Source organism: candidate division KSB1 bacterium (genome assembly GCA_024655945.1).
Taxonomy (GTDB): domain Bacteria; phylum Zhuqueibacterota; class Zhuqueibacteria; order JANLFK01; family Oleimicrobiaceae; genus Oleimicrobium.
Genome location: JANLFK010000001.1, coordinates 536,090 through 561,847 on the forward strand (window position 1 = coordinate 536,090; position 25,758 = coordinate 561,847).

The following is a 25,758-nucleotide window of genomic DNA, read 5'->3' on the forward strand; positions in this document are numbered from 1 at the left end:
ACCACAGCCGAGTAACGGCTACTCAATACACCAGCGTCATCTTCATTACGTCCGCAAACCCACCGGCGTGCATGCGACAGAAGTAGACGCCGGCGGGAACGCGAGCGCCGCCCTGATCGCGTCCATCCCCCACCACCGAGTAGTGTCCGGGTGCCCGCTGCTCATCTGCCAACAGGCGCACACGCCGCCCCACCACATCGTAGACCTCACGCACCACCTCGCCGCTTCGCGCCACACCGAAACGAAGCAGCGTCGAGGCATTGAACGGATTGGGAAAGTTCTGCGCCAGATAGAAGCTTGCCGGCACCCCAGGTCGGTCGCGGTGCACCCGGGACTGGGCGCGGTGGTACACCAGTACCCCACTCCCCTCGGTTGCCGCGTAGATGTAGCTCGGGTCCTTGGGGTCGACGCGAATCTTGTTTACCAGGCCAAGTGCGCCGGCAGTCCTTCGCCCATTTCTTGCCAGGTAGCGCCTGCGTCGTAGCTGACGTAGACCTCGGTACCCGCCGCGTAAACAATGTCGGTATCTGCCGGGTCGATGGCAGCCGAGAAGACATACTGCCCACCCTCCAGCCCGATACCCGTGTTTGCCGAATACCACGAAGGCCCACGGTCGTGTGATTTGTAGACACCGCCCTTGTACCCCAATGCAACCAACAAGGTACGAGAATTTACCGGATTGATGGCCAGGTCCTCTCCCAGGTGCCATTCACCCTCCGAAACTCCCGAAAAGGCGAACACCCAGTGCTCGCCTGTGTCCTCTGACCTGTAGAGACCATGTGGCTGGGCCACGGAACCGGAGCGGACGCCCGCATAGACAATCTCCGGCCGAGAAGGGTCCACGGCGACAAGTCCACGCTTCCTGGTGGCAGACCGCTGCTCCTTGGTTGCCAGGTCTCACCCCAGTCAACACTCTTGAACAGGCCGCCGCCCATTGTGCCGCAATATACCACTGCAGGGCTGCTGGGGTCAACGTCTATCGCGAGGGGAAAGAGGCCCGCCAATGGCGCGCCCACTGCACGCCAGCTGTGGCCACCATCCATGCTAACGATAACAGCATCCGCGTAGTAACGCGGTGGGCCTGCGCTGCGGACCACCGTCGCGTACATTGTCGAAGGGAGTGTAGGAGCGATTGAAAGCCCCCGAACCTCGAGCATACCGTTGTCGGCTTGCGCATCGACCCAGGTGTTTCCACAGTCGTCGCTGTAGTAAAGACCTCCGTGATCTGCGGCTGTCCACACTCGGGATGGCGTGGTGGTGGTATCGCAGACAGTAGATAGCATCGGGACGCAACGCTCCCCCCGTCGTAGGTTGCATACAGACCATCACAGGTGCCCAGGAGGAGACGTGCCGAGTCCAGCGGCAGGATGGAAAGAACCGCCGTGTTGCCCAGGCCAAAGTTGCGCTCCTCCCATGAGCGCCCGCCATCCGGTGAGAAATAGAGCCCCACGGTGGTGCCAACATACAAGCTCTTGGCAGGGGGTGTTCCTCGGGCCAACGCCCTTAGCCACAGTCGACCACCCCGGGAGGCGGGGCTGAAGATTTCCCGCCAGGCACTCATGCCGTCACCGACATAGACACCAGCAAGCCCCCCCAGCACCATCTCCTTCTCCCCCGCGAGCGGGGGGAGCACGGCGACAACCGCTTGGCCGGCTAAGTTCTGGCTGATGTCCCGCCAGCTGCCCGTTCCTGCCCCGCCGAGCCAGGCTCTTGTGTACACTCCGTCGCGCGTTGAAGCAAATAGGGTATCGCCAGTCGCGTCCCATTGGCGGTCAAGCACATTTCCGGACCGGAGGCCGGCGTTCGCGGGTCCCCAGCTGTTTCCGCTGTCCTGGGAATACATCACGCCAGCTGGGGAGTCGTTTCCCACCAGCAGCCCTCCCGCGCGCTTCGGCTCCACCAGCAGCACGGTGGGAACCATCCCTGCAAACCAGGCCATCAGCCCCCAGGTACGCCCCCATCCGAGCTCTTGAACAATCGGCCCCAAACGCCATAGTAGATGGGATTCTTCACGTGCGAGGAGACTACCACGTCTCCAAGATCGAACCCTGAGGCACCGCTCCCGACCCAAGGGTATTCCAGCACCCGGTCCCACGTGTAGCCCGTATCGGAACTCACGTGCAACCCTCCCTTCCCCGTATGCAGGAGGACGACTTCCGGGCGTACCGGACTCTGCGATCCTGTACACCGTGCATACCTGAGGACCGTCAGCGGTCCAGCAGTCATCGCCGGCCTGGGCCCACGGGGCGCTGATCACCCCGATGCCCACGGCAAAAGTAACAATCAGGCGTCGTCTCGTCATCATCTTTCACTCCTCCGGTTGGTGGCGGAGAGGCTGGGTCGGCCAGAACCGGTCAAGACTACGGAACTTCAAGGCACGCTTCGTTCAAAGCTCCGAAAGCCCAATAGCAGTGATAACCAGCCTGGACCAGGTCGAAGGCGCGGTAGTTCCCATCACAGCTCGGGCCAGAGACCGGATCGTAATATGATTGCCACTCATAAGGGAGCACGCCCTCAACGGCGACCTCGCCATCGCAGTAAAGATCCGTGGGTGGGCACCCGTGATACGACCACCATTCCACCCGTATCTCGTACCACCAGCCCCCTGGGGGCGCCCAAAGGGGCATTACCCCTGGAAAGAAGCTGTCCACATTGTAGTATTTGTTGCCGGTCTACTCCGCTGACATCATGTACACGATTATCGGGCTCCCCAGGACTCCTTTGCCCGCAAACAGGCCATCAAGGGCAAGCAGGAGCCCAGCCACCAGCAATAGCGACACTGATCTGCGCATAACCCACCTCCCGGGCCTTTGCAGGCCCTCATTCCTTTCCCCCATAAAGGTTCCTTCGGCCGGCCCGGGCCTCTATTGCCAGCGAATCACCAGGTCAACATCCGTGCACAGCTCTTTCCTTCTCACCCGGTGGAAGCGTCTTTCTCCTTCCAGCCATGTAGAATCAGGCCGCGGGGACAACTCCACCCCTTGCCAGCTGGCCGGCAGCACCACCACGAACTCTGCCTCTCCCACAGGCACCGGCCAGGCCTGAGTGGTGCGCAAAATGTAGCGTACCTTCTTGCCGCGCATTTCCTGCAGGTACCTCACCCTCACCGTCTCCGCACCAGCAGGCCTCACCTGCATTGCCCAAAAGATAGCCGTGTCGCTCACACTCGTCCAGAACTCGTGCCCCTCTACCTCACACTCATAGGGAAATGCCTGCTCTTCGTCCACGGCCACAGGAAAGCACACCGTTGCGGCCACAGTTGCCCTGCGCAGGTTCTGGAAAACATACAAGCCCTCCACCAGCACCTGTCCAGGCCAACACGAGAGCACCACGCGTTCTGCTGACAAGTGCAACCAACCCGGAGGGATGCGAAAGGAGCCTTGCTGGGCCACGCTCAGCGAGGGCAAGTAGGCGAGGTAAAACGAGGCCAAGAGCACCACAAGGATCGGGGCCGGCACCACAGCAGTGCTCGTCTTGTGCGCAGAGCGGATTTGGGGGCCCTGGCAAGAAGCCCCGCCTGGGAGAAAGGAGGATGCGGACCCGAAAGGGCCAATTCTCCCCGTCCCGGCAGTTTTGCTCCGCCACCATTTGCGCAGGGTTGAGCAGGGGCCGCGTCGTTGGTTGCCGGACGATGAGAGGAGCGCCTCCATTGTGGCCTCCCTTTCCTCTCCCGCATCCAAACGCTTCCGCCGACACACGTCTGCTGGCCCCCGGCCGTGGCTAAGGTAGTCGGCCATCGGCCCGAGAAAGCCATCAGTCTGCCTGATCCAACCTCGGTTCGCAAGCGTGATAAATGTAAAAAAAATGAGCTCCTGTCAATACTTTTCTTGAGGAGGCCAACCTCCGGGAGGTGCTCGCGCATCGAGTGGAAGGGGGTGCAGCCGCAGCCAGGCGTGCCGAGTGAAGAGTCATTTTCCCGCCCAAGGGAGCGCTCAGGGGAGCATGGTTAAGCACTGCCCGCCGAGGGATGAGACGGCTGGTCGCTCCCTGGCCCGAGCTCTGGCCGCAAGAGCAACCGCGCCACAGGGCCACCCTGCCCTCATTAGCCGCAAGGGGATGCCCCTTTGGGCAACACTATTCAGCCGCGTGGGGACAGCGCTTCGAACGACCCCAGGGTCACATCATCCTCTCCAGCACCAGGAAGCGCTGCCGCAGCGCGGCCCGCTGGAAGCGCACCAAGTCGGTGCGGAGGAAGCTTTGGAGGTCTCCGCTGCCGGCAATGCGCAGGGCTTCGTACCGCCATTGGTGGGGATCGTAATGTGGGCCCAGGGCGTTGTCGGCAAATGCCTCGGGGAAGGTCTCCACCCAGGCAGCGCAGCGCTCGGCAAGGGTGTGGCGTCCGCCTGCCGGCACGAGAGCAAAAAGCGCGCGGAGCTGCTTTTCGAGGCTGGCCCATTTGCCACTCACCCTGCGGGTGCCGCGCGCGGCACACAGCCAGTCGAACACTGCCCGCGCCGCATGGCAGAAGCGCGCAGGGTTATCCCGTTCGAAAGTGCGCCCCCGGAAGTCGACGTACCGCCAGCGCTCGTAAGGGAGGTCAGGATAAGCATAGGCCTGCAAGTGGCCAACCCTGGCCCGGAACAGGTCCAGCACCACATCCCAGGCACGTCGGCAGCGGCGCCATTCACCATCGACGAAGCGGCGCAGGGCGCGCACGTCGTTTTCCAGGTGGCGGCGCCCGGAGAAACCTTCGTGGGCCCAGGTGTCGGCGTAGGCGTGCAGTGCCACACCAAGCTGGTAAAGCCTCAGCTCACCCCGTTCGGCGAGGGCCCGTTCAACAGGTAGCCGGCTCAAGGTACAGTCCGCAGTGGTTGCATAGGGCGAGTACTGCCCATCCCAACGCAGGGAGGGGACAAAATGAAAGGGAAAGTAGATCTTCTTGTGCACGTTCCAGGTAAAGAACTGCAGGCCAAGATGCGCGGTGCGCACAGTGTCGAAATAGTAATCCCCTACCTTTACCTGACCGCTGTCGCTAGAATCATCCACGAACTGCGAGCTGTAGGCGATCACCCGGGCCTCGGCCGGAGAGAAGCCGGCAAGGTGCGCCAGCACCATCACCGCATAGTAGTGAAAGTCCTTCTGCATCATACCTCCCTGGCTCTACCCACACCCAGGCCGAGAGCTTGTCTCGCCCCAGGGGACTTTTCCTACTTAGGCCCGGGCCTGGCTCGCGATAGCCGGGTCGTGGTAGTGAGCTACCAACCAGGCTGACCTTCCCGTCGCTTCTTTCCATCGAATAATCCCCTCAGCGCCACGGGCGAAAGGTGCCAAAGAAGTAGCTATCGAGGTTCTCGTGGGAGGCTTGCGCCGGCATCGGCAAAGCCAGCAGGTCTCCCACGCGCGGCTCTTCTCCTGGCTCAGTCCTCACCAGCACCGCGATGCCGCGCTCCTCTCTCCGCTCTGAAAGCCTCACCGTGGCAACGACTCTCGTGCTTCCCCCCTGCGCCCGTACCACCTGCAGGGTCATGCCAGGACGCCAAGCTTCGGGCAGGCCAGTCACAAAGACATATTTCCCGCGGGTCTTGGCCACCTGCGGAACTGGGCCGGAAAGACCACCTGCTGCAGTTTCCTGAATCCTGGGCGCAGTTAAGGAAACTATGTCCCCTGGTCGGATCGGCTCATTGGGGCTTTCGCCCACGATGGCTGCTGTTGCACAGCTTGGCTCTACCTGCAGGAGCCGCGCCGCGCCGCTAGGGTGCGTGCCGCCCTCGCCTTGCCGCTCGATTGCCACGGTATCGCCGGGGGCACGCGGGGCACATGCGCCGGCGATGGCCAACTGCCCGCCTCGCACTGCCACCACCTGCGCCTTTGCGCGCTCATCGGCCCGTATCGGGCTTGCCAGCGGTACTCGCCCGTCCGGTGCCACCAGCCAGTCGCCAACTTGGACTTTCTGTGGGGCGATCTCGCTGACCACCCGGCAGATGGCAGACCCACGTGGGACTTCATCGATTACAGCCCTCCCCACAAGCACCAACTCTCGCCCGGTGGCGCGAAAGACCGACAGAGTGTCACCGACCCTGCCCCCGGGTGGCGGAGCAGAAGAGAGCGCGTAGGCGCCACGCACCCCCTGCACCTGCTGCCCCTCTGCCCCAGACGCCAAGGACAGGAGGACTGCGAGCATTGCGGCCATCACCCCTCGTCGCATGGCTCATTTCCCTCAAAACTCGTACTGAGCGCTCAGTCGCAGCAGCGGGGTAGGCTCCACGCCTACCAATCCCGTGAGCCATAGGCCAGAGGCCATTGGCACGCGGCCGCCAAGGTTGATCCTGGGCAGGGGAACGTTGCGGAGAGGCGTTCCCCCGTTGCCTCGGGGCCTCACCTCGTCGCCAAGATCGCTGCTCAACCCCACGAAGAAGTAACGAAGATCAAGGCCCAGGCCGCCGCCGTAGCGCAGGCGCAGCCCGCGCGCTTCGCGCCGTTGCAGTGCCAGGCTGAACTGGCCAGCATACAAGGCAAGGTGGGCAGAGAGAGCCACCGTTGCCGACTCCCACAATATGCCGAGCTGCAGAGAGCCGGGCAGGCGCAACTCTGGCATGAAGACATTGTGGCTGGCCAGGCGCTCAGTCAGCGTCAACTTCGCCAAATCGATCTTCGTGGCGTCGATGAGGTCCTCGACATCTCCGCCTGCCCCTTCTTCCACGCGGATGAAGGGGATGCGATTGTTGACGGTGGAATCTCGCCCGCCCAGGCGCAGCCGCGCTGGCAGGCTTGCGGCAGCTCCCACGTGCAGATGCTCCCCCAGCCGGTGCAGTACCCCAAGACGCACGCCCCAAGCCTCGCCGGCATATTCTGCAAAGAACGACTGGTGCAGCCTGTTCTGCTCCCCCCTGGCAAAGTCGATGCGCGGATCGTAAGGGTCATTGAAGGCGTACTCGCCTCCCGACATCTCCACAATCCCTTCAACTGCCGCGTAGGCATTGCACCTGCCGCGGAGCACAAGCCGCCTGAGCGCCACGCCGATGCTGGTGGCGCGCCCAAGCTGGGCGCCCAGGCCCACGTAAAGTTCGTGAGCCTTGATTTCCAGGTCCGCATTGACGTCCAGCCAGGTGCGCATGCGAATGCGCCGCCTCTCCCCTTGCACTTCCTGTTCGCTGTCGAGCGCTACTTCAAACCCGCTGCCCAGAAGGGCACCGCTCATGGCAAATGGTTGGCGATAACCCAGCCCTACTCCTACCTTCCTCCCGCTCACCTGGAAAGGCAGGCCGACGGCAAAACCGCTCACCAAAGGATGAAATCCCACATTGGCTGCCAGCTCTGGGTAGTGGACCGCTGCGGAAGGTGCGCCGTAGTCGTCGATAACCGCGTCCAGCTGTTCGTTCAACGTGCCGGAGAGATCGAGCAGAGATTGCGCGTTCTGCACCAGCCCAGGCACCCAGTCAAGCACCACGCTCCTGCGATTGAGGGCAGAAAGGCCGGCGGGATTCCAGCCGATGCAACTGGCATCGACGCGGCTGGCAGCGGGGCCACCGAGCGGGGCCATACTTCCCCCGAGACCCAGAAACGCGCCTGACAAGGAAACGTCTACCCGAAGGTGCTGACCAACCAGTTCGGTGATCGGGCGGTCGCTTTGGGCCAGTGCAACCGAGCTCAGGAAAAGCGCGAGGAAAGCGATGTTGGGGCGCGGCTTCATTTTCAGAACCACAGTGAGACCGAAACCCTGGGCGTGGGCGCCAGAAAGTGGAGTTGATAGGCAAAATCGAACCTGGCGCCGAAACTTTCCCAGAAGAACTGGATGCCGAATCCGCAGTTTGCCTTGCCGTTGGTTACCGGGTCCAAGTTCTGCGACCAACCAGCGCGCAGGTAGAGCATCCTGAAAAGGAGCCATTCCCCGCCCACACTGATCCGGTCCTTCAGGTCAGCGTAAAAGGACTTGTCCACATCAAGTGCCAGCACCACATTGGGCCTGGCCAGGAAGGCGGCACCCACAATCAAGGCCGCCGGGACTGCCTCCCCGTAGGAAGTGCGGCGCGTCTCATTTTCGTAGTGCAGACTGTTCAGGAAATCACGGAGCAACAGCCCTACGGCCCAGCGACCGGCCGGCTTCCAGCGGAGCCCAAAGTCGAGCCCGTAGCCGGCTGCCGTACCCTGAATACGCTGCTCTCCCCCGCCGGCATTGTTGCCAAAGCTCGACCAGCGCACCTTCGCCGTGAGGCCGGCAGAGAGCGCAGCCCCTGCTTTGCCCATGAAGTCCAGGCGGCGGGCATAGCTGAGGTACACGGCCGACTCGCGGAGCATCTCGTCGCCCGAGGTCAGGAAGCCTGCGCCCACCCCGGTGCCGTGGCCAGCCCCCTTGGCAGCAGCGGCGATGGCATAAGGCACAAGGCCGAATTGCCGCGCATACATGGTGCTGACCTGCCAACCCTGGACTGCGGTCAGGCAGGCTGGGTTCCAGAACAGTGCGTAGGGGTCGCTGGCCAAGGCGACATAGGCGCCGCCCATCCCCATGGGACGCGCACCGTACCCCACATCCGCGAACGCGGCCGGGATGTCGGCTCGGGCCACACCCGAGGCGACTAACGCCATTGCCGCAACCACCATCCAACGGCCGCTTCTCCGCGGGCGCAGTGCAGCGCAGCTTGCTGGCTGCCCAGGCATCAGCGGTGTGCAGGTGGCTTGCCACCTCCGTGCAGCGCGCACCATGGGTCTCATTTCACTAACACCACCGGCGTGAGCATCTTCTTACTCCCCTCACCGTCCTTCACCTCGATGTGCAGCAAGTACCTGCCATTCAGCGCCATTGCTCCACCGTCCGTCCTGCCGTCCCAGGTCACGCTGAACCTCTGCCCTTGGGGCACAGCGGCCTCAGTGAGTCTGCGCGCCAGCTCACCGGTCATGTTGTAGACCTTTATGGTCACAAACACTACGGAGGAACTCTGCGAGGTCGGCCGGAACGATATCTGCAGGGGAGCCACGAAAGGCGAAAAAGGTGTCGGCTCGGCCTTGAATTCACGGATGCCCAAAGGGAGCGACGGTTGCATCACCGCCCACTGGCCGAGCACGCTCACCTCCGCCTGTAAGCCGCCGGACACAGCGACGGACGGCAGCTCCTCCCACGCCAATCGGGAGGGATTCCATGCGAAGAGGGCGCACCCGGCGGCACTGGAATCTGGCACGGGGAGAGTGACAACCATCGGCTTCCGCAAGGTGATACCCCCGGGTCGCAGCGCGTAGGTCCGCCCGGCGATCTGGTAGCCCGGGACCCTCTTCTTGACGTCCGGCAGGTTCGGGTAACTTAAGCCCAGGCTCAACGGGCTTGCGACACAAGCCGCCGGCAGCGAGAATGTCGCCCCTCGATAGTCCGTGAGCACCCTCGCCGCACCGTTCGGATTGACTGTCGCCACGACCTGGAGCAACAACGAGTCCGCGACTCCAGAGAACGCATCGCGCAGCATAAGGCAGAGCGGGCCGATGTAGTCGCGCTTCGGGGTAAGTCTGCCGTTCTCGGAGAGCGCCTCCACCGCCGCTGGATGATCCACTGACCACTGGGCCTCAATCGGCACCTCTCGGCCGTCAGAAGTGGTGGCGCTGAATGAGAAACTTGCAGTTCCGTCGTTGGTGACCACCACAGGCCCGGAAATGGCGACGCTGGCCACGCCCACCCTGTCCAGTACAAAGTTCACGTTCAGGCTGTCGCCGCCGTTGTACAGGCTCACCGTGCGTGTGCGCGGCGTGCTCAAGTGGCCTGCCTTGGTCACCGAGACCTGATAGGCGTTTGCCGTCAGGCGCGCGAACCCATAGCGCCCTGTAGCGTCGGTGGTGTCCTTGAAGGCGGTGGCTCCAGCCTGCGCCTGGACGATGGCCCTCTGGACAGGCTCCCCGGACTTGAGCGTCACCTTCCCGCCGATGGCGCCGTAGACGCGGGCCAGCCGAAAGTCGGTGGTGTCGCCTTTGGTGGCCGACACGGTCCGGACTACGCTGCGATAGCCGCTCTTGCTCACCGTGAGCTGATAAGGATAGAAAACAGGGAGTGCCTGCAACTCGTACTGCCCATCGCTTTGCGAGGAGGTACGCGCTTCGTTGCCATGTCCGTCCCCGACGAATATGCTCGCCCCAGGTAACCCCTGGTTGGTTTCCACATCGATGACCGTCCCCCAGATGCGGCCTGCGTTGGCCGTGAGCCGCAAGGCGATATTGCCCTGGGGCGCGCTGACCACCGTGTCCCTGGCCCAGGTGTAGCCAGTCAACTGCGCGCTGAGCCGATACTCTCCCGGCGCAATAGGGGCGATCCTGAATGCGCCATTGCTGCGACTCACCGCGGTGAAGCGGGAGGTTCCGTCGCTCTTTTCCGCGATTACCAAAGCATCCGAAAGAGGTGCGTTCCCGTCGCTCACCACGCCCTCCAGCCAGGCCTCGTGGCGCCTGAGGGGCAGGTCCAAGGAGGCGGTGCTCCCTCCGCGCAGTGCCACACCCGTCACGACCGTGTCAGCGAACCCCTGCTTTCCTGCCCACAAGTCATAGGTCCCTTCGGTGAGGAACGGGCGACCCTTGTCGTCAACAAACTGGAACTCGCCGACCTGATCGGACACCGTCGAAGCAATCGTCTCTGCACCACGTTGCAGGCGTATGGCCGCAGCAGAGACAGGGGCGCCTTCGCGGGCGCTCAGCGTCCGACCCCGCAGGCCAGCAAAGTGGGTGCGGATAGCCAAATCGACCGTCCGCTCCTCACCGGCTCTCAATGTGACCGTCACCGGGGGTGCATCCCAGACGTAACCCGGCTTCCGCGCGAAAACAGCAAAGGTCCCGCCGCTGTGCGAAACAGGCAGCACATAGGTGCCGGACTGCGAGCTGGTGGTGGCAAATGTGTCCGGGCCGGCAACCGCCAGCACGCGCGCAGCGGACACCCGGGCCCCGAATTCGTCAAAAATCGTGCCTGCAAGGCGAGTGCTCAGCGGCGTGAGAGCCAGCTCAAGGGTCGCGGTGTTTCCGGCCTGGAGCGGGCCAGTCTGACGGGCTAGCGGCGCATAGCCAGGTTTGGTAGCGGTGACCGTGACGCCACTTGGCTGCGGGTCCAGTTCTATCTTGAAGCTCCCGTCCTGCCGCGATGTGGTGCTCAGACCGCCTGGGTCGACCACGAGGGAGGCGGACGGAATTGGGCTCCCGGTACCGGCATCCAGCACTGCCCCTTGCAGCGTGGCCACCGAACGGCTGAGGCGTATGTTTTGCCCCTCGAGCACTTGCGCCTGACCAACTTCTACAGTGACCGTCTCCGACGAGAAACCGGCCTTCTGCGCCGTCAGTGTCCAGACCCCTGGCTCCACTCCCAAGGAGTAGTTGCCGTTGTCGTCGCTCATGGTGCTCTTCTGGCCTGGGCCGATGGCTCGCACCACGGCGCCAGCCACGCCGGAGCCATATAGGACTCTACCTTTGATGACGCTGGCATGGGGAGGCAGGAGAAAGTTCACCCCTTGCACGCTCTGGCCGGCGCCAACGGTCACCTCCACCGGGGCCGGGTCCAAGTAACCTTCCTTCTTGGCCATTACTGCGTAAACGCCTGGAGGGACCGACAGCAGGTAACGGCCGCCGGCATCGGTGGCGGCGCTTTGCCCGCCCGCACTGACTGTGCCATTGACCAGGGGAACCACACCGTCCGTGGTAACGGTGCCGCTGATGCTCCCGGCATTGGGTAGCAAGAGCAATTCGATGCCGCTGACCGTCTCGCCGGGCGCCAAGCTGATGACCTGTGAGCCCGCTGAGGTGAAGCCGCTCTTGCGGGCCTCGAGGGTGTAGGTGCCGGCGCTCAAGCTGAGCGAGAAGCGGCCATACCCGTCGCTTGTACCCGACTGTATCTGACCCGCCAGCGGTATGGCGCGGATCTCGGCCTGGGCCAAAGGGGCCAGCCCATCGGTGACCACGCCAGCCACTAGCGCAGCCATCGGCATAATGGCGAGCGGTGGACTGATCTGGTACGACGTTCCACCCGCAACCGACACGCCCCGTTGTGCCGAGGAAACAAATCCAGCCTTGCTGGCCTGCAGGACCCAGGAGCCATCGAAGAGCGAGAAGCAGAAGCGGCCGGAGGCGTCGGTGGCTGCCTGCAGCCTTTCGCTGCCCGAAGTCGCCACCACAGTGGCGCCGTAGACGGGCACCCCTGCATCGTTCACCACCGCCCCGGTGAGTGCGTTCCGGTTGCGCGTGACCACCAAAGGTGCGGGCAACTCCTCCGCCTCACCTGCCTTGACTTCGACGGCCACCTCGGCGCTGGCCCGGAAGCCACTCTTCGTCGCCGACACCCGCCAGGAGCCGGGCGGAAGGGCGAGGCTGAATTGCCCTAACTGATTGGTCGCGCCCTCGCGCACCAGGTCGGTGCGCAGACTGTGCACGGCGCGCACCGTCGCGGCGGCGACCGCCTGCCCAGTTTGATCCCGCACATCCCCACGCACTGCTGCTGGGTCGGGCTGGAGGCGCAACGCCACGTCGTACACCTTCCCAGTGGCCACAACCAGCGTGTCGCGGAGCGGGGCATACCCTTCGCGCTGCGCGCGCAGCAGATACACTCCCGGCGCGAACAACACCCCATTGCGTCGCCCCTCCGTGTCGGTGGCCAGGGGCAGACCCAAGTCCACGCCGACCAAAGCATCATAGGTGACCGTCGTGCGCGGCAGGGGGATATCATCATCCGAAGCCTCAGTGCCGCGGTTATCCAGCGTCCTTAGGTTCACGGTGGCAGCTGGCGCATCATAGCGGAAGGCGCGCGGCAGACTGGGCACTTCCACACCATTGGTCGCCACCGCGGCCACTTTCCACAGGTAGTCTCCCTTGACCAGGAGACGAGCAGCCGGAAGGTCCAGCGCCGTGTTGGTGGTCGCGATCACCGACTCCCAAATCGGTCGAACCACCTGCACGCCCGCTTCCACCTCGATCTTGAACGGATAGAAGTGGTAAACGACGGCATTGCGCACTGCCTCCCACCGGAACAAAATGGACGGTCCGGACAGGGAGGCATTGTCCGCCGGAGATAGCAGAGCAGGCGCCCGCATGTTTGGCAACGGCAGGTCCACGCGAAATGAACCGACTCCTGACTGCGCGGTGGAGCTCAGCTCCGGCGTTGGGCCGTAGCAGTTGAGCACCACCCACCAGTACTCACCTGCTGGGGCAAGGGGTGCCGGAGCGGAGGTGAAAGTGCCGCTGGGATCGGGCACGCCGTACGGGACCCCATGCTCGGAGGTCAACACGGCCCAAAGGGGATTCGCCCCCTCAATGGAATAGTCGCCCGTCACCGGATCCTGGACAATGCTGATCTTCTGATCGGTCATGATGACCAGGTAGTAGGGGACACCCTCCACCGGTTCCCACTGGAACGTAGGGGAAAGAGTTCGTACTGGACCGAGGGGCGAAATCATCCGCGGGGCGCTCGGCGCCTCGACCACCAGAGTAAACTCGTCACTGGCCAGCGCGTCCAGGCGGATGCGGCAGAAATAGACTCCCAGCCCCATGCCCACCTCACGGGGCACAAAATGGACCTGATTGTTGCTACCCTGTTCGGCGATCGAGCCTGTGTAAGCGCCAGGCGACCGCCCATACTCAAAGACCGCCTGACCAGGAAAGGGCTCCTGCCACCTAAGTACCACCTCCCGGTCATAGGGAAAAAAGTTCCGCGTAGAGGTGAGCAGCATGGGGCGGGCCACCGCCGGCTCCACATAGAGCCGCCAGGAGTGCGTGTCGCGCAGGGTGCCGTCGCTGACTTCGAGCTCAACCTCTACTGTGCCAGCAAAGTCTAAGGGTGCCGCAAAGTTGAACGAGGCCCCTTGCTGGCCGGGGACCACCGTCCCGTTGGTCCGCCACGTGAAAGAAAGCGACGCGGGGGCTTCATCCTCTACCTGCACCCGCAGCGGCACCGTCTGCCCGGCCACCACCGTGGTATCGAAGCGCGGCGTGTAGGAAGTGATTGTCGGCGGCTCGTTGCCAGTGCTTTGGCCAGTCACTGTCACCGCGGTCTGGCTGCGGCGGGCCACATCGGCGCGCACGTAGTAGACCCGCTGGTTACTGCCATGGTCAATGGCCTGCAGCACCGCGCCACCGGCCACGGCAAACGGAGCGGCATCCCGTCGGACATGGAGCTTGACGAGCACACCGTCAAGGTCGACGTCGTTGTCGTTGCGGATGAGCGCCCCGGCCTTCCACGAGCTGCCGTCCTGCGCAGGATAGGTGTTGACCCACAGACGCCCACACTTGAGCACCGGGAAGTCGACGATCCTCCCATCGCGCACCTTGAGCAGCCGATACTCCCCATTGTCGTTCATGGTGAAGGAGGTGTTGAGCATGAGGCTCTGGCGCGTGCCCACGGTCCTGACGTTGTTAACGTGCGTGTGGCCGTAGATGACGGCATCGACCAGGTACTGGTCGAGAAAGTCGCTCGTGAGCTGACCAGACTGGTCATAATGGGTGAAAATGATGCGTGCGCCCTCCCTGGCGCTGATCGACTCGTCCAGCACATCGCGCAGCCACTTCATCTGCGAGGCGGGAAAGGTAGGGCTTGGGATGTCGTACATCTCCAGCCCCACGAAGCGCATGCCGCCGTACAGGAAGGTGTAGTCCATGGCAGCGCCGAAATAGCGGCGCCAAAGCTCGTGCCCGTCGTACCACAGGTCGTGATTGCCGCCAGTAAGGAAGAACGGCACCTGGCTCTGCTCCAGGAGCGATTGCGCGATGCGGTAGTGCTCGCCGATCTGGCCGTCATCGACCAGGTCCCCGGTCTGAAGCACGAACTCTGGGTTGAGATAGGCGAGCTCCTGGAGTATCTGGCTCAGCTCCGGCACAGTATTGCGGTCGTCGTAGAAACCGATCCAGGCCACCGATGGGAGATGGCAATCCGGCAGGTGCACAAAGGTGAAGGTATCGCGATAGGCTGGAATGACGCGCACGCAATGCCTCAGCACATCGCTCACCCCGCCGCTGCCTGTGAGGCGGAGGTCATAGAGCTCAAAGGGAGCAGAGGGTGGCACGGCAGCGGTGAGCGTTCGCACCCCATCGGCATAGCCACCCACCGTCAGCTGCAGCGGCACGTCGGCATAGGGCATGGAAAGCGAGGCCTGCCAGCTCCCTGTGGAGCTGGGGACTTTGCAGAGAATGGTGAACTGCCCCCCGGCAGCACGAATGCCGGGCGATTCATGAGCGGGTACTGCACAATCGACACGGGGTCGACCGCCCGGCCCGCAGTGCCCAATAGCAGAACCGCAGAAAAGACGAAGATGCCGAACCAGCGCTTGCGCAACGGTCTTCCTGCCCAACCCTCGGTTCGCGTCGCCACATCAGGAGTGAGTTTCCGGGTACATTTTCAACTTACGCCCCATGTCTCTCTTTTGCGGACAGCATCTCGGGCACCGGTCGGTCTCGCTTGTGGACCTCTGTCCTCTGCAACAAACAGCTTGCATTTCTCAAAGGATTTGTTAAATTGGTCTAGCGCAAGGGTACCTCGAACCAAATTGGAGATGGAAAGGAACGATGAAAGGACCAGCGATGTGCATGGCGCTCTGCTCGCTCATAGCCTTCGTTGCCCAGAACACAGCCCACTCCGGCGTCTTCCCTTATCCGTACCGCACGGAGGTGCTGGACAACGGTTTGACCGTAATCGTCATCCCCATGGAAAGTCCTGGCCTGGTCTCCTACTACACGGTGGTGCGTACGGGGAGCAGGGACGAGTGGGAACCCGGCCACACGGGATTTGCCCACTTTTTCGAGCACATGATGTTCCGTGGCACCAAGAAGTACCCGGGCAGTGTGTACGACCGCCTCATGACCGAAATGGGTGCAGACGCCAATGCCTACACGACTGACGACTACACCTGCTACCACATCGGTTTGGCCAAGTCCGACCTGGAAAAGGTCATGGAACTGGAGAGCGACCGTTTCCAGAACCTCTTCTACGACGAGCTCGCTTTCAAGACCGAGGCCGGCGCCGTGCATGGCGAATACCTGAAGAGCCTGGCGAGCCCGTGGATGGTATTAGAGGAGAAACTCCTAGCAACCGCCTTCACCGCCCACACCTACCGCCACACGACCATCGGCTTCCGCGAGGACATCGAAGCCATGCCCACGATGTACGAGTACAGTAAGAGCTTCTTTCAGCGCTACTACCGTCCCGAAAACATAGTGCTGATGATCGTGGGAGACGTGGAACCCGACGCCACCATTTCACTGGTCAAGAAGTACTACGGCCAGTGGCAAAAAGGCTATGTGCCTCCCCAAATCACGCCTGAGCCAGAGCAAAAAGGGGAGCGCGTGGCTCACGTCACCTACAAAGGCAAGACCCTACCCATTCTGACTGTGGCCTACAAGGGGCTGGCCTTCTCTCCCACCCAGGTGGACGTGGCAGCGTGCTATCTCTTGGGGGACCTTGCGTTTGGCCAGACGAGCGACATCTACAAGAAGCTGGTGATTCAGCAGCAGAGGGTCGAGTTCATTAGCGCCGACTTTTCTGCCAATCGCGACCCGAAGCTCTTTGTCATCTACACGATGGTGAAGGACCAGAACGACGTCGAGAACGTCCGCGACGAGATCTTTGCAGCAATCGCCGCCTTGCAAGACAAGCCGGTGACCCAGGAGAAACTGGACACGCAGCGCAAGAACACCATGTACAGCTTCCTCATGAACCTGGACACCCCTGACAAAGTCGCGGGCAACCTCGCCCGCTTCGCCGCTATGACAGGCGGCATCGCCTGCGTTGATCAGCTCTTCGCTACCTTCGAGCGCGTCACCCCGGTGGACATCCAACGGGTAGCCAAAGAGTACCTGGTGAGCGACAGACGCACGGTGGTCACAGTTACGGGAGGAGAGTAGGATGAAATCGTTCGCCTTACCTGCGTTGGCACTGCTCATGTTCCTGGTCGCCTGTGGTCCCCAAAAGAGGCTGGAAGTGGTCACCCTGCCGGTGGCCAGTGACCAGACCATTTCCATCAGACTCTGGTTCAAGGTCGGCTCGCAGAACGATCCATCAGGCAAAGAAGGGCTGGCTGCGCTCACGGCACAGATGATAGCCGACGCCTCCACCAAGAAGAACGGCTACGAGCAGATACTCGAGAAGCTCTACCCCATGGCCGCTGGCTACTCGGCGCAGGTGGACAAAGAGATGACCATCATCATGGGTAGGGTGCACAAAGACAATCTCGACGCCTACTACAAGCTCTTTGTGCAGGCCGTGCTGGAACCTGCCTTCCGTGAGGATGACTTTGCTCGACTGAAGAGCCAGCAGCTCAACTATCTGGAGCGCACCTTACGCTACCAGGACGATGAAGAACTGGGGAAAGAGGCACTCAGCCAGTTCATCTTCGCCGGCACGCCGTATGCCCATCCGGTCGCCGGACTCATCGAGTCGGCGAAAAGCATCACCTTGGATGACGTGCGCGCCTTTTATCGGAAATACTATACCAAGGACAACGTGGTGGTCGGAATCGGTGGCTCATTTGACAAGCGCTTTGCGGACCGACTGTGCCGCGATTTGGCGCGGCTGCCAGCCGGCGCGCCGGAACAGCCCGACCCACCGCAGCCGGCGCCCATCAAGGGGCTGCAGGTGCTCCTCATCGAGAAGGACACCGAGTCGACCGCCATCAGCTTTGGCTTTCCCCTCGATATTGTGCGGGGCGCTCCGGATTTCCATGCCCTCTGGTTGGTCAACTCGTGGCTGGGTGAACACCGCAATTCGAGCAGCCACCTTTACCAGGTTATCCGTGAGGCGCGGGGCATGAACTATGGCGACTATTCCTACATCGAGGCCTTCCCGCGCGGCAGCCGGCTGCAGTTCCCGCCCAGCAATGTGGCGCGCCGCCAGCAGATCTTCCAGATCTGGATCCGCCCGGTACGCAACGAGGCCCGTCACTTTGCGCTGCGCGCTGCGGTGCGCGAACTGCAGAAGCTGGTCGATAACGGCCTGAACCAGGAAGCGTTCGAGCTGACAGCGCAGTTCTTGAAAAAGTACTACCTCCACTTTGCGCCGACGACGATGGAGCGTCTCGGCTACGCCTTGGACGACGTGTTCTATGGGCTCGACGAGAATTTTCTTAACCAGTTCCCCAAGCATGTTGACGAGTTGACGCTGCCCGAGGTGAACGCGGCGGCGGGGCGCCACTTGCAGGACCAGAACATGAAGATCGTCATGGTGACCAAGGACGCCGAGGCTCTGAAGGAGGCGCTGGTAGCCAATGCGCCAAGTCCCATAAGGTACGCCACGCCCAAGCCGCAGGCAGTGCTCGAGGAGGACAAAGAGATCGCTGTCTATCGCTTGCCGGTGCGCCCTGAGAATGTGCAAGTGGTCAAGGTGGAACAAATGTTCCTGCGGTGAAATGGTGCTCGCTCAACAGCGTGCCCAGGTCTTGCTCTCGCAGAATGAACCTGGGCGGTGAAACGCGGTTACGCCTGCGGAGGCGCAAAGTGGGGGACTGCCCTTCCGGAAGTGCCAACCGATGCTGCGCACACGAAACAAGAAGGAGCGGAGGACTATGCAAAGCAGCAAGTGGCAAGGCCTGAGCGCGATCCTGATGCTCGTCGCCATAGGGAGCAGCGCCGCCCAGACGAACTTCCAGGGATCGGGAAACGCCCTCCTTGGCTTCCCGCAGGGCAAGTTCAAGGAGAACGCGGCCAGCATCGGTGGCGCGGCCGGTTTCGACTTTGCCTACTCGCCGGCAACCTCGCCATTTGGCCTCGGGGCAGCCGTCGGCTTCATCATCTACGGCTCCGAGACCAGAAGGGAGATTGTCAAGACCAGCACTGCCGATTTCTCGGTAGACGTGACCTCCACCAACGCCATCATTCAGGCGCACCTGATTGCCCGGGTTCAGCACAAAGGCGGCCCGGTGCGACCGTACCTGGAGGCGGCCTTTGGCCTCAACCACCTCACCACCGACACGAGCATTAAAGAAGCAAACGGATGGCATAGCGATGATGAGGATGGTGAAATCAGCACCAACAACATGAGCGACACCGCGGTGAGCTATGGCGGCGGCGCCGGGATCATGGTGAAAGTGCACGAGGGCAAAAGAGTCAGCAAATCGGGCAAGCCCGGGATCTGGAACCTGCTTGTGGACACCCGCGTGCGCTATCTGGTGGGCGGCCAGGCGCGCTACTTGAAGAAGGGCTCCATCAGGAGAGTGGACGACGACCTCGTCTACGACATCAAGGAGTCGGCCACAGACCTATTGACCGTGCAGCTCGGCGTCACCGTAGAGTTCTGAGAAGAGTCCGGAACTCGAAACCTTGCAGTGCGAGAATGCGGGTAGGTAGCGGCCGTTCACTGAGCCGCTCCCAGCGGCCGCAGGTCAAGAACGCGAGAGCCCCGCTCTATCCAGGGCGGGGCTCTGTGCTCCTCTTTCGCTGCGTCGGAGGGACCACGTTGTTTCTTGGTCGGGGCGCCGAGATTTGAACTCGGGACCTCCTGCTCCCAAAGCAGGCGCGCTAGCCGAACTGCGCCACGCCCCGTCGCTTGACCTCCAGCTCACTCACCTCCAGCCTCTACCACCTGGCTCGGCTGCATCTCCTCCGCAGAACGTTATCCCCTTTGCTCGTGGGTCTTCCACGTAGCGAGCACCGCTTTCGCCTGCCGCAGCGCCTGTCCACGATGGCTGAGCGCATTTTTCTGCGCAAGCGACATCTCCGCGAACGTCAGTCCGAGTTGGGGCACCAAAAAAACCGGATCATAGCCAAAGCCACCATTGCCCCTTGGCGCCATGGTGATACGCCCTTCGCATACCCCTTCCACCGTTTGCACGCGCTCGTCCTCAGCGATAGCGATTACGCACCGGAAGCGGGCGGCACGCTGCTCCTCTGGCACGCCATCCAGGTCGCGCAACAGCTTCCGCACGTTGTCGGCGTAGGTGGCACCCGGGCCCGCATAGCGACTGGAGCAGACCCCTGGGGCTCCGCCCAGCGCCGCCACTTCCAAACCGGTGTCATCAGCCAGCGCGACAAGACCCGTATGCTGGGCGATGACCAAGGCCTTCTTGATGGCGTTGGCCTCGATAGTGGTGCCATCTTCGACCACTTCTCGCACCTCGGGGAATTGCTCCAGCGACAGAACCTCCCAGCCGACATCTGCCAGCACCTGCCGCATTTCCCGCACCTTGTCCATGTTGCGGGTGGCCAATACGAGTTTCTTTGCCGTCACAGCCACGCGTGCAGGCTCCCCACAGGTCTTAGCTCAGCCAAGAACTTCCTTCTGCGTACACTTGCACACGCCAACAACCCGCTCGGTGAAACGCCATGCTCCACTGCGCCCGCGTTGCTCGCTCACCACCAGCACGTGCGGGACCAAAAGTTCGCCGCACTTGGGGCAGCGCTTGCCGAACTCCATCTTTGCCTTCGCCACCTTGGTGGCAAAGCTTCTATCCTTGCCCATCTATGCTCCTCCTTCGGGTATTCCCCCTCCGCATTGCACTTCGTGCTCGCCGGCACTCTCCGAAACCAAGCACTGTCCGGGAGCAAACGACCGGTGGCGAATATACAAAAAGAGTGGCAAAGAAACAACCGAAAAGAGCCTAGCCAGGGAGATGATGCGAAAAGGGCTATTCTCTCGGTGAGGAGCGGCGGAGGGAACGAATCTCTTTTTCCAGTTCTCCGAGGCGGTGTTGCAGTCGGCGCACGGTCTCTTCCAGGGTGCGCTGGTCTGTTGGCACGATGGGAGCCGGCGAGAGCTCGGGCAGCGGCCAGGCGGTGTTGGGGCTTCGCCGTACTGCCACTTTTGGGGCGGCCGGCCGTTGTCCCACCGTCACCTGCAGAGAGAGCGGCTGTCCATGGCGCTCCACCTCCAACGTGACGGTCGACCCCGGCGCGGTAGCACGGACTGCGCGCGCAGCCTCATCGCTGCCGGAGAGCTCTTTGCCGGCGAAGCGCAGGAGAATGTCCCCTTCCCGCACGCCTGCCTGGTGAGCCGGACCGCCTTCGACTATTGCCGTCACCATCGGCTTGTCCAAGGAGTCACGAGACATCACAGTGATGCCCAGCCAACCATCGCCCACGCTCTCTATCTCAATGATGCGTTGCACCACGCTGCGCACTTGCTCGATTGGGTAGGCCAGCACGTAGCTTGGCGCCTCCCCAGCAGAAAGCAGGGTGCGCCCATGGCTGCGTGCGCCCACTGCCGCAGCGACCAGGCCCACTACCTCGCCTCTGGTGTTGAACACCGGGCTCCCGGCACTGCCAGCCGCCACCGAGGCAGAAAGCTGCATGAGCCCGTCGTCGCGGAGGCCGTCCACCAGGCCAAAGGAGACAGTTGGCGCCATGCCCAGAGAGCTGCCGATTACCGTCACCCACGAGCCGGAGCGGAGGGCCTGCGTGGAACCGAGACGGGCGGCGCGCGGCACTGCCGGAATGCGGATGACCGCCAGGCCTACGCCATGGTCAGCACCGACAAAGCGTGCCGGCTCCAGGCGTCCGTCGTACAAGCGCACCACAATTTCATCCGCGTCCGCCACAACTGAGGTGCGGGTCACCACATGCCCGGAGTCGTCTACTACCAGACCCGATCCGACGTTGTGGAGGGTGACCGTACGTCTGCTTCTCTTCTGGCCCCACAGGCCCAAGAAGCCTCCCTCTCGTCGGTCCTCATAGCAGGTGACCACTTTGGCCGCCACCGATACCACGGAGGGCTTGGCTTCGTCCACCAGGGCAGCGAGGTCGCGCTCCAGCTCGCTGAGCACCGGGGCCTGCGTCTGTGCCAGCACTGCCGCTGGCATAGCGAGGCACAAGCATGAGGCAAGTGTGACGGCAGCAATCTTCATGGTGTGAAGACCTGAGGGCAGACTGCGGAAACGCGCTCAGAAGGACACAAGGCGAGGCTTCAGACTCGGCGGCGGTGCCATTTCCCTCCCCTCAACGCTGTCCGTGGCCAAGAACGGACCGCTCACAGGCTGCGAACTCAGCGGGACTCCTTTGCCCAAGAGCATCGCGTCCATGGGCACCGAATCGAGCACGTAGTTGACCCACACGCCGGCGCTGTCGTCTTCGAGTGCTGCGTCAACTGCCACGGCGCGCGTGCCCTCCTCCGACGATGCGACTAACTGTTGACCGTGCCGGAAGATGAGCAGAGCACCGAATGCCGCCAGGCATAGGGCCACCACCGCCAGCGCAAAGGCAGGCACGCGCCAGGAAGAAAAAGGCGCAGCGGCGAACACCTTGCGCCACCGCGCTTGCTCATCAGCGCGGAGACGGGCGCGAAGACCGACGTCGAATCCCGGGGAAGTACAGACTCGTGGGAGGTTGCGCAACTGAACCCGCAACAGGCGAAGCTTCTGCACCTGGGATGTACAATGCTCGCACTGCCGTAGGTGCTCCAGCAATCGCTGGCGGTCTCTCCCGGCGAGTTCCCCATCGACATAGTCCATGATGAGCGAAACAAAATCGTCGCAATTACCCATGGCCATCTACCAGACAGTTCCTCCTGCCTCGTGCACCTTCCCACCGCCGACCGTCTGCGTCAATTGGCGGCTATTTCCTCCAAACGCTTCTGTAACCTGAGCCGCGCGCGGTTCACGCGGGACTTGACCGTGCCCAACGGCGCCTTAATAATCTCGCTGATCTCCTCGTACGACAGCTCTTGGATGTCGCGCAAAATGATCACCTCGCGGAACTTCGGGGGCAACCTGTCGATCTCGCGTTGAATGATCGCCCCCTTCATGGTGCCGTCCACCTCCTGCTCCGGATCAAAGGCGCTATCCTCAATCTCATAGTCTTTGTCCTCGCAGCCGAGCTGGGAGATGGCCAGCAGGCGACGCCCTTTTCGTTTGCGCAACGCCGTCTTGGCCAAGTTGCCTGCGATGGTGTAGATCCACGTAGAAAAGCGCGCGATCCGGCGGTACGAATGCTTGTTGCGATACAGGCGCACGAAGGTGTCCTGAACAATGTCTTCGGCCTCCTCGCGGTTGCCCACGAAGCGGCAGACAAAGTTCGTCAGTTGGTTCTTGTACCGCCGGACGAGTACATCGAACGCGTAAAGGTCGCCGTTCTGAAACTTGGCGATCAATTCCTCGTCAGTGGGATGCAACCCTGCTCTGGTCTCTTTTGTCATGGTCACATGCACGCTATTTTAACGGCCGTGCGGAAAGCAAAGTTCCGTAGATTTTCCGGGGGTCTGCTCTCCGCGCCGCAGTTCTCTTGTTCGAGTCACTGCACTGCCGCGCGCGGGGCAGGCTGGCGCGCGCCAACAAGCTGCACCAGCAACAATTCTAACACCAAACGAGCCCGATTCCTGTGGGCGCTACTCTTGAGCGCGTTATCGGTGGCCAGCAACAACTCGAACGCCGCCCGCAGTTCCTCCGCCGTAAACCTCTTGCTCTGCTCCACGTATTTGTCCACGAAGTAAGAGGGAACGTCAAGTTTCTCGGCAAGCTCGGGAGCGGGCAAGCGCCCGGCCAGGCCGCGCGCAATAGTCAGTAGCCGGAAATGGCGCGCCATGCTGGCAAGCACCGCCGTGGGGGCTTCGCCCGCATCAAGTAAGTGGCGGAGGATGAGATGTGCCGCACGCAGGTCCCTCCTGCCCATGCTGTCACACAGCTCAAAGACCGTGAACCCCCTGGTCACGCCGATGGTGTTCGCTACGTCATCCTCGGCAATGGCAGTGCGGGGGTAGATGTTCATCAACACCTTGGTCAGCTCGCTAACAAGGGCGCGCAGCGAATTGCCTGTGCACGCATGAAGAAGGCGCAGGGCCTCTTCGCTGATCGCCACCCCCTGTTCGGCAAGATAGCTCCTCACCCATGCCTGCGCGCGGGAGTCCCGGAGCCCCTTCAGTTCCACCAGGGTGGCCTGCGCGCGCAAGAGACGCGCCCCTTGGCGACGAAGGTCCAACGACTCGCCCATCACCGCCAGGCACGTAGTGGGGCACGGCCGCCGGGCATAGGAGGCCAGCAACTGCAGCCCGGCAGCAGTCAGCCTCTCCGCCTCCTTGACCACCACGACGCGATGCCTCGCCGCCATGGGGTAGGCGGAGGCAGCGTTGACCATGCTGGCGGCATCGGCCTCGCTCGCGAAGAAAACGTCGAGATTGAACTGCTCGGCACCGGGTTCCAGCAGGCTGCCTATCAGCCGGCGCAGCAAATCCTCCGCAAGGAAATCCTCCGGCCCGAGCAAGAGGTAGGTCTTGCCGATGCTGCCCTGTTCGATCTGCGCCCGCGCCTCCCAGTAGTCCACGACTGTGCCTCCCTTGGACTCTCCGTTCTTCTCCGGCCCTACTCCTCTTTCCCCTCTGCGGCCTCATCCTGCCCCCGGCCTATCCGCACCAGGAGGTAAACAAATGTGCCCCACACTCCGCCGAGCCTGATCATCGTCATGGCGATGCCGAGCGCGCTCACGTCCGGCTCCCTGCGCTCAAGAACCGTCGCGCAAGGAATCTGTTGGCACACAGGAGGGCCCCAATGCCTGCGCCCCATTGCGCCAGACAGGTACCCAAACTGAAAGTTCGCAGCGGGTTCCACCAGGAGTGGGGCTCGAACACGACGATTGCCTGGTAGAACCACCAAGCGACCAGCGCCAGAAACTCTGCAGGGATCACGAAGCGCAGCAACAGTTCCCACCAGCGCCCGACCCGCATGCTTGCACCGGGGGCGTTAATCAGCTCCTCCCTGAACCTCCGCACGCCGTAGCGGTTCACCGCGATTGTGAAGAAAAAGCCGCATAGCAGCAAACCCAGTCCCCATGCCCAATCCTGGTTCTCGAGAAAGGAAAGGCGGAAGGCCGAGGGAAGGCCGGCCAAAAAGCCGAAGCCAGCGGCCACGCTGACTGCTGTGCGTCGTGTCATCCCAGCATCCACCAGGTTACAGGTAGCCAGCTCCAACATGCTCATCAGGGAGGTAATTGCCGCCATGCTCAAGGCGAGGAAAAAGACCACCATCAGCCATCTGCCGCCTGGGCACACCGCAAAGAGCCGGGGCACCCAAAGGAAGGCCATGCCGGTACTGGCCGGACCCGACTCGCGGAGAACATCGCCCGGCTCGAGGCCCAAACCAGGGGCCAAGGCAAACACCGCCGGAAAGAGGCCCATACCGACGAGTAACGAGGCGCTGTTGTTGCCAAAGCCCACGACCAGCGAGTTTAGCGGCACATCTTCGCGCTTGCGCGAATAGACGGCGTAGGTCAGGAAAAGCCCCCACCCAGCCCCCGTGCTCCAGGCAGACTGCGTGAGCCCTTCAAGCCAGACCCGGTAGTGGGCGAGAGTGCTCCACTTCGGGCGGAAGAAGAACTCTAAACCTCCTACGGCCCCCGGCAAAGTCAAGGCGCGAACGGCAGCAATTGCCAAGAGCACAAACAGTGAGGGGATGAGCACCTTGTTGACGCGCTCGATCCCTCTGGCCACACCGCCATGGAGGACGGCAACCGCTATGGCCATGGCACCCAGGTGGAAAAGGGAGGTCTCCCAGCGGTGAGCGATAAAGTTCTCCCAGTAAAGGCGAGTGTCGACCCCGGTCAACCCGCCGCCTAACGCCGCCGCCAAGTACCTGAGACACCAGCCGGTGACCACGGAATAGTAGCACATGATGGCGACCGTACACAGCGCCACAAACCCGCCCATCCAGGCACCTCGTCTGCCCACCAAGGAAGCGAATGCGCCGACAGTGCCACGGCGCGTGGCCTTGCCTATTGCCGATTCGGCCATCAGCAGGGGAATGGACCACAGGAGCAGAGCCAACATCCAGGGGATGAGGAAGGCGCCCCCCCCATTCTTTGCCGCGATGCGCGGGAAGCGCCAGATGTTACCGGTGCCAATGGCCATCCCCAGGGCGGACGCGACCAATCCCCACTGCGAAGAGAACTGTTCCTTCCTGGCCATGCGCATCTCCC

General features: G+C 62.5%; 20 protein-coding genes and 1 tRNA gene. 3 read left to right on the forward strand and 18 right to left on the reverse strand.

Annotated features, from left to right (window positions below):
- Positions 1-22 precede the first annotated feature (22 nt).
- The 9 genes from NUW13_02220 to NUW13_02260 form a co-directional block, all read right to left on the reverse strand.
- Positions 23-352 carry a hypothetical protein gene (locus NUW13_02220; protein MCR4437845.1) on the reverse strand — a complete coding sequence of 110 codons (330 nt, stop codon included), beginning with the start codon at positions 350-352 and terminating at the stop codon, positions 23-25.
- Between the two features lie 68 nt (positions 353-420).
- The gene (locus tag NUW13_02225) at positions 421-843 is read right to left on the reverse strand and encodes a hypothetical protein (protein MCR4437846.1); all 423 of its coding nucleotides are present in this window, start codon (positions 841-843) and stop codon (positions 421-423) included.
- Positions 844-1,938: 1,095 nt separating this feature from the next.
- Positions 1,939-2,118 (reverse strand): hypothetical protein, encoded by a 180-nt coding sequence (locus NUW13_02230; protein MCR4437847.1) that lies wholly within the window; start codon positions 2,116-2,118, stop codon positions 1,939-1,941.
- 746 nt (positions 2,119-2,864) lie between these two features.
- Entirely contained in the window at positions 2,865-3,461 is a 597-nt protein-coding gene (locus tag NUW13_02235; GenBank protein ID MCR4437848.1) for a hypothetical protein, read from the reverse strand.
- Between the two features lie 655 nt (positions 3,462-4,116).
- The gene (locus NUW13_02240) at positions 4,117-5,088 is read right to left on the reverse strand and encodes a hypothetical protein (GenBank protein ID MCR4437849.1); all 972 of its coding nucleotides are present in this window, start codon (positions 5,086-5,088) and stop codon (positions 4,117-4,119) included.
- A 157-nt stretch (positions 5,089-5,245) separates the two neighbouring features.
- A complete protein-coding gene (locus tag NUW13_02245) occupies positions 5,246-6,145 on the reverse strand; it encodes a hypothetical protein (GenBank protein ID MCR4437850.1) in 900 nt (299 codons plus the stop codon).
- Positions 6,146-6,157: 12 nt separating this feature from the next.
- Positions 6,158-7,480 carry a hypothetical protein gene (locus tag NUW13_02250; protein MCR4437851.1) on the reverse strand — a complete coding sequence of 441 codons (1,323 nt, stop codon included), beginning with the start codon at positions 7,478-7,480 and terminating at the stop codon, positions 6,158-6,160.
- 152 nt (positions 7,481-7,632) lie between these two features.
- Entirely contained in the window at positions 7,633-8,538 is a 906-nt protein-coding gene (locus tag NUW13_02255) for a hypothetical protein (GenBank protein ID MCR4437852.1), read from the reverse strand.
- A gap of 107 nt (positions 8,539-8,645) precedes the next feature.
- Positions 8,646-15,017, reverse strand: coding sequence for a carboxypeptidase regulatory-like domain-containing protein (locus tag NUW13_02260; GenBank protein ID MCR4437853.1), 6,372 nt, complete (start codon positions 15,015-15,017; stop codon positions 8,646-8,648).
- A 424-nt stretch (positions 15,018-15,441) separates the two neighbouring features.
- Between NUW13_02260 and NUW13_02265 the strand changes: the two genes are divergently transcribed.
- The 3 genes from NUW13_02265 to NUW13_02275 all read left to right on the forward strand — a co-directional run bounded on the left by NUW13_02265 (position 15,442) and on the right by NUW13_02275 (position 19,163).
- Positions 15,442-16,776: an insulinase family protein gene (locus tag NUW13_02265; GenBank protein MCR4437854.1), complete on the forward strand. Its 1,335-nt coding sequence runs from the start codon at positions 15,442-15,444 to the stop codon at positions 16,774-16,776.
- Between the two features lies 1 nt (position 16,777).
- A complete protein-coding gene (locus NUW13_02270; protein ID MCR4437855.1) occupies positions 16,778-18,274 on the forward strand; it encodes an insulinase family protein in 1,497 nt (498 codons plus the stop codon).
- Between the two features lie 157 nt (positions 18,275-18,431).
- Positions 18,432-19,163 carry a hypothetical protein gene (locus NUW13_02275; GenBank protein MCR4437856.1) on the forward strand — a complete coding sequence of 244 codons (732 nt, stop codon included), beginning with the start codon at positions 18,432-18,434 and terminating at the stop codon, positions 19,161-19,163.
- A 166-nt stretch (positions 19,164-19,329) separates the two neighbouring features.
- Here NUW13_02275 and NUW13_02280 read toward each other — a convergent pair.
- The 9 genes from NUW13_02280 to NUW13_02320 form a co-directional block, all read right to left on the reverse strand.
- Positions 19,330-19,407 (reverse strand) — tRNA-Pro (locus NUW13_02280).
- A gap of 70 nt (positions 19,408-19,477) precedes the next feature.
- Complete coding sequence (locus NUW13_02285) at positions 19,478-20,092, reverse strand: XTP/dITP diphosphatase (protein MCR4437857.1); 615 nt, start codon at positions 20,090-20,092, stop codon at positions 19,478-19,480.
- Between the two features lie 33 nt (positions 20,093-20,125).
- On the reverse strand, positions 20,126-20,323 hold the full coding sequence (locus NUW13_02290) for a hypothetical protein (protein ID MCR4437858.1): 198 nt from the start codon (positions 20,321-20,323) through the stop codon (positions 20,126-20,128).
- Positions 20,324-20,489: 166 nt separating this feature from the next.
- Positions 20,490-21,659 (reverse strand): S1C family serine protease, encoded by a 1,170-nt coding sequence (locus tag NUW13_02295; GenBank protein MCR4437859.1) that lies wholly within the window; start codon positions 21,657-21,659, stop codon positions 20,490-20,492.
- 81 nt (positions 21,660-21,740) lie between these two features.
- Entirely contained in the window at positions 21,741-22,346 is a 606-nt protein-coding gene (locus NUW13_02300; protein MCR4437860.1) for an anti-sigma factor, read from the reverse strand.
- 53 nt (positions 22,347-22,399) lie between these two features.
- A complete protein-coding gene (locus NUW13_02305) occupies positions 22,400-22,990 on the reverse strand; it encodes a sigma-70 family RNA polymerase sigma factor (GenBank protein MCR4437861.1) in 591 nt (196 codons plus the stop codon).
- Between the two features lie 95 nt (positions 22,991-23,085).
- A complete protein-coding gene (gene holA / locus NUW13_02310) occupies positions 23,086-24,111 on the reverse strand; it encodes a DNA polymerase III subunit delta (GenBank protein ID MCR4437862.1) in 1,026 nt (341 codons plus the stop codon).
- A gap of 38 nt (positions 24,112-24,149) precedes the next feature.
- Entirely contained in the window at positions 24,150-24,272 is a 123-nt protein-coding gene (locus NUW13_02315) for a hypothetical protein (protein ID MCR4437863.1), read from the reverse strand.
- Positions 24,269-25,747: a sodium-dependent transporter gene (locus tag NUW13_02320; GenBank protein ID MCR4437864.1), complete on the reverse strand. Its 1,479-nt coding sequence runs from the start codon at positions 25,745-25,747 to the stop codon at positions 24,269-24,271. Before NUW13_02320 ends, NUW13_02315 begins: the two co-directional genes overlap by 4 nt.
- Positions 25,748-25,758 lie beyond the last annotated feature (11 nt).

Coding starts and splice junctions, on each gene's coding strand:
- NUW13_02305 (MCR4437861.1), bottom strand. CDS start 22,990: ATGACAAAAGAGACCAGAGCAGGGTTGCATCCCACTGACGAGGAATTG.
- NUW13_02250 (MCR4437851.1), bottom strand. CDS start 7,480: ATGGCCCCGCTCGGTGGCCCCGCTGCCAGCCGCGTCGATGCCAGTTGC.
- NUW13_02300 (MCR4437860.1), bottom strand. CDS start 22,346: ATGGCCATGGGTAATTGCGACGATTTTGTTTCGCTCATCATGGACTAT.
- NUW13_02240 (MCR4437849.1), bottom strand. CDS start 5,088: ATGATGCAGAAGGACTTTCACTACTATGCGGTGATGGTGCTGGCGCAC.
- NUW13_02270 (MCR4437855.1), top strand. CDS start 16,778: ATGAAATCGTTCGCCTTACCTGCGTTGGCACTGCTCATGTTCCTGGTC.
- NUW13_02320 (MCR4437864.1), bottom strand. CDS start 25,747: ATGGCCAGGAAGGAACAGTTCTCTTCGCAGTGGGGATTGGTCGCGTCC.
- NUW13_02295 (MCR4437859.1), bottom strand. CDS start 21,659: ATGCCAGCGGCAGTGCTGGCACAGACGCAGGCCCCGGTGCTCAGCGAG.
- NUW13_02275 (MCR4437856.1), top strand. CDS start 18,432: ATGCAAAGCAGCAAGTGGCAAGGCCTGAGCGCGATCCTGATGCTCGTC.
- NUW13_02255 (MCR4437852.1), bottom strand. CDS start 8,538: ATGGTGGTTGCGGCAATGGCGTTAGTCGCCTCGGGTGTGGCCCGAGCC.
- NUW13_02260 (MCR4437853.1), bottom strand. CDS start 15,017: ATGCCCTATGCCGACGTGCCGCTGCAGCTGACGGTGGGTGGCTATGCC.
- NUW13_02265 (MCR4437854.1), top strand. CDS start 15,442: ATGAAAGGACCAGCGATGTGCATGGCGCTCTGCTCGCTCATAGCCTTC.
- NUW13_02245 (MCR4437850.1), bottom strand. CDS start 6,145: ATGCGACGAGGGGTGATGGCCGCAATGCTCGCAGTCCTCCTGTCCTTG.
- NUW13_02290 (MCR4437858.1), bottom strand. CDS start 20,323: ATGGGCAAGGATAGAAGCTTTGCCACCAAGGTGGCGAAGGCAAAGATG.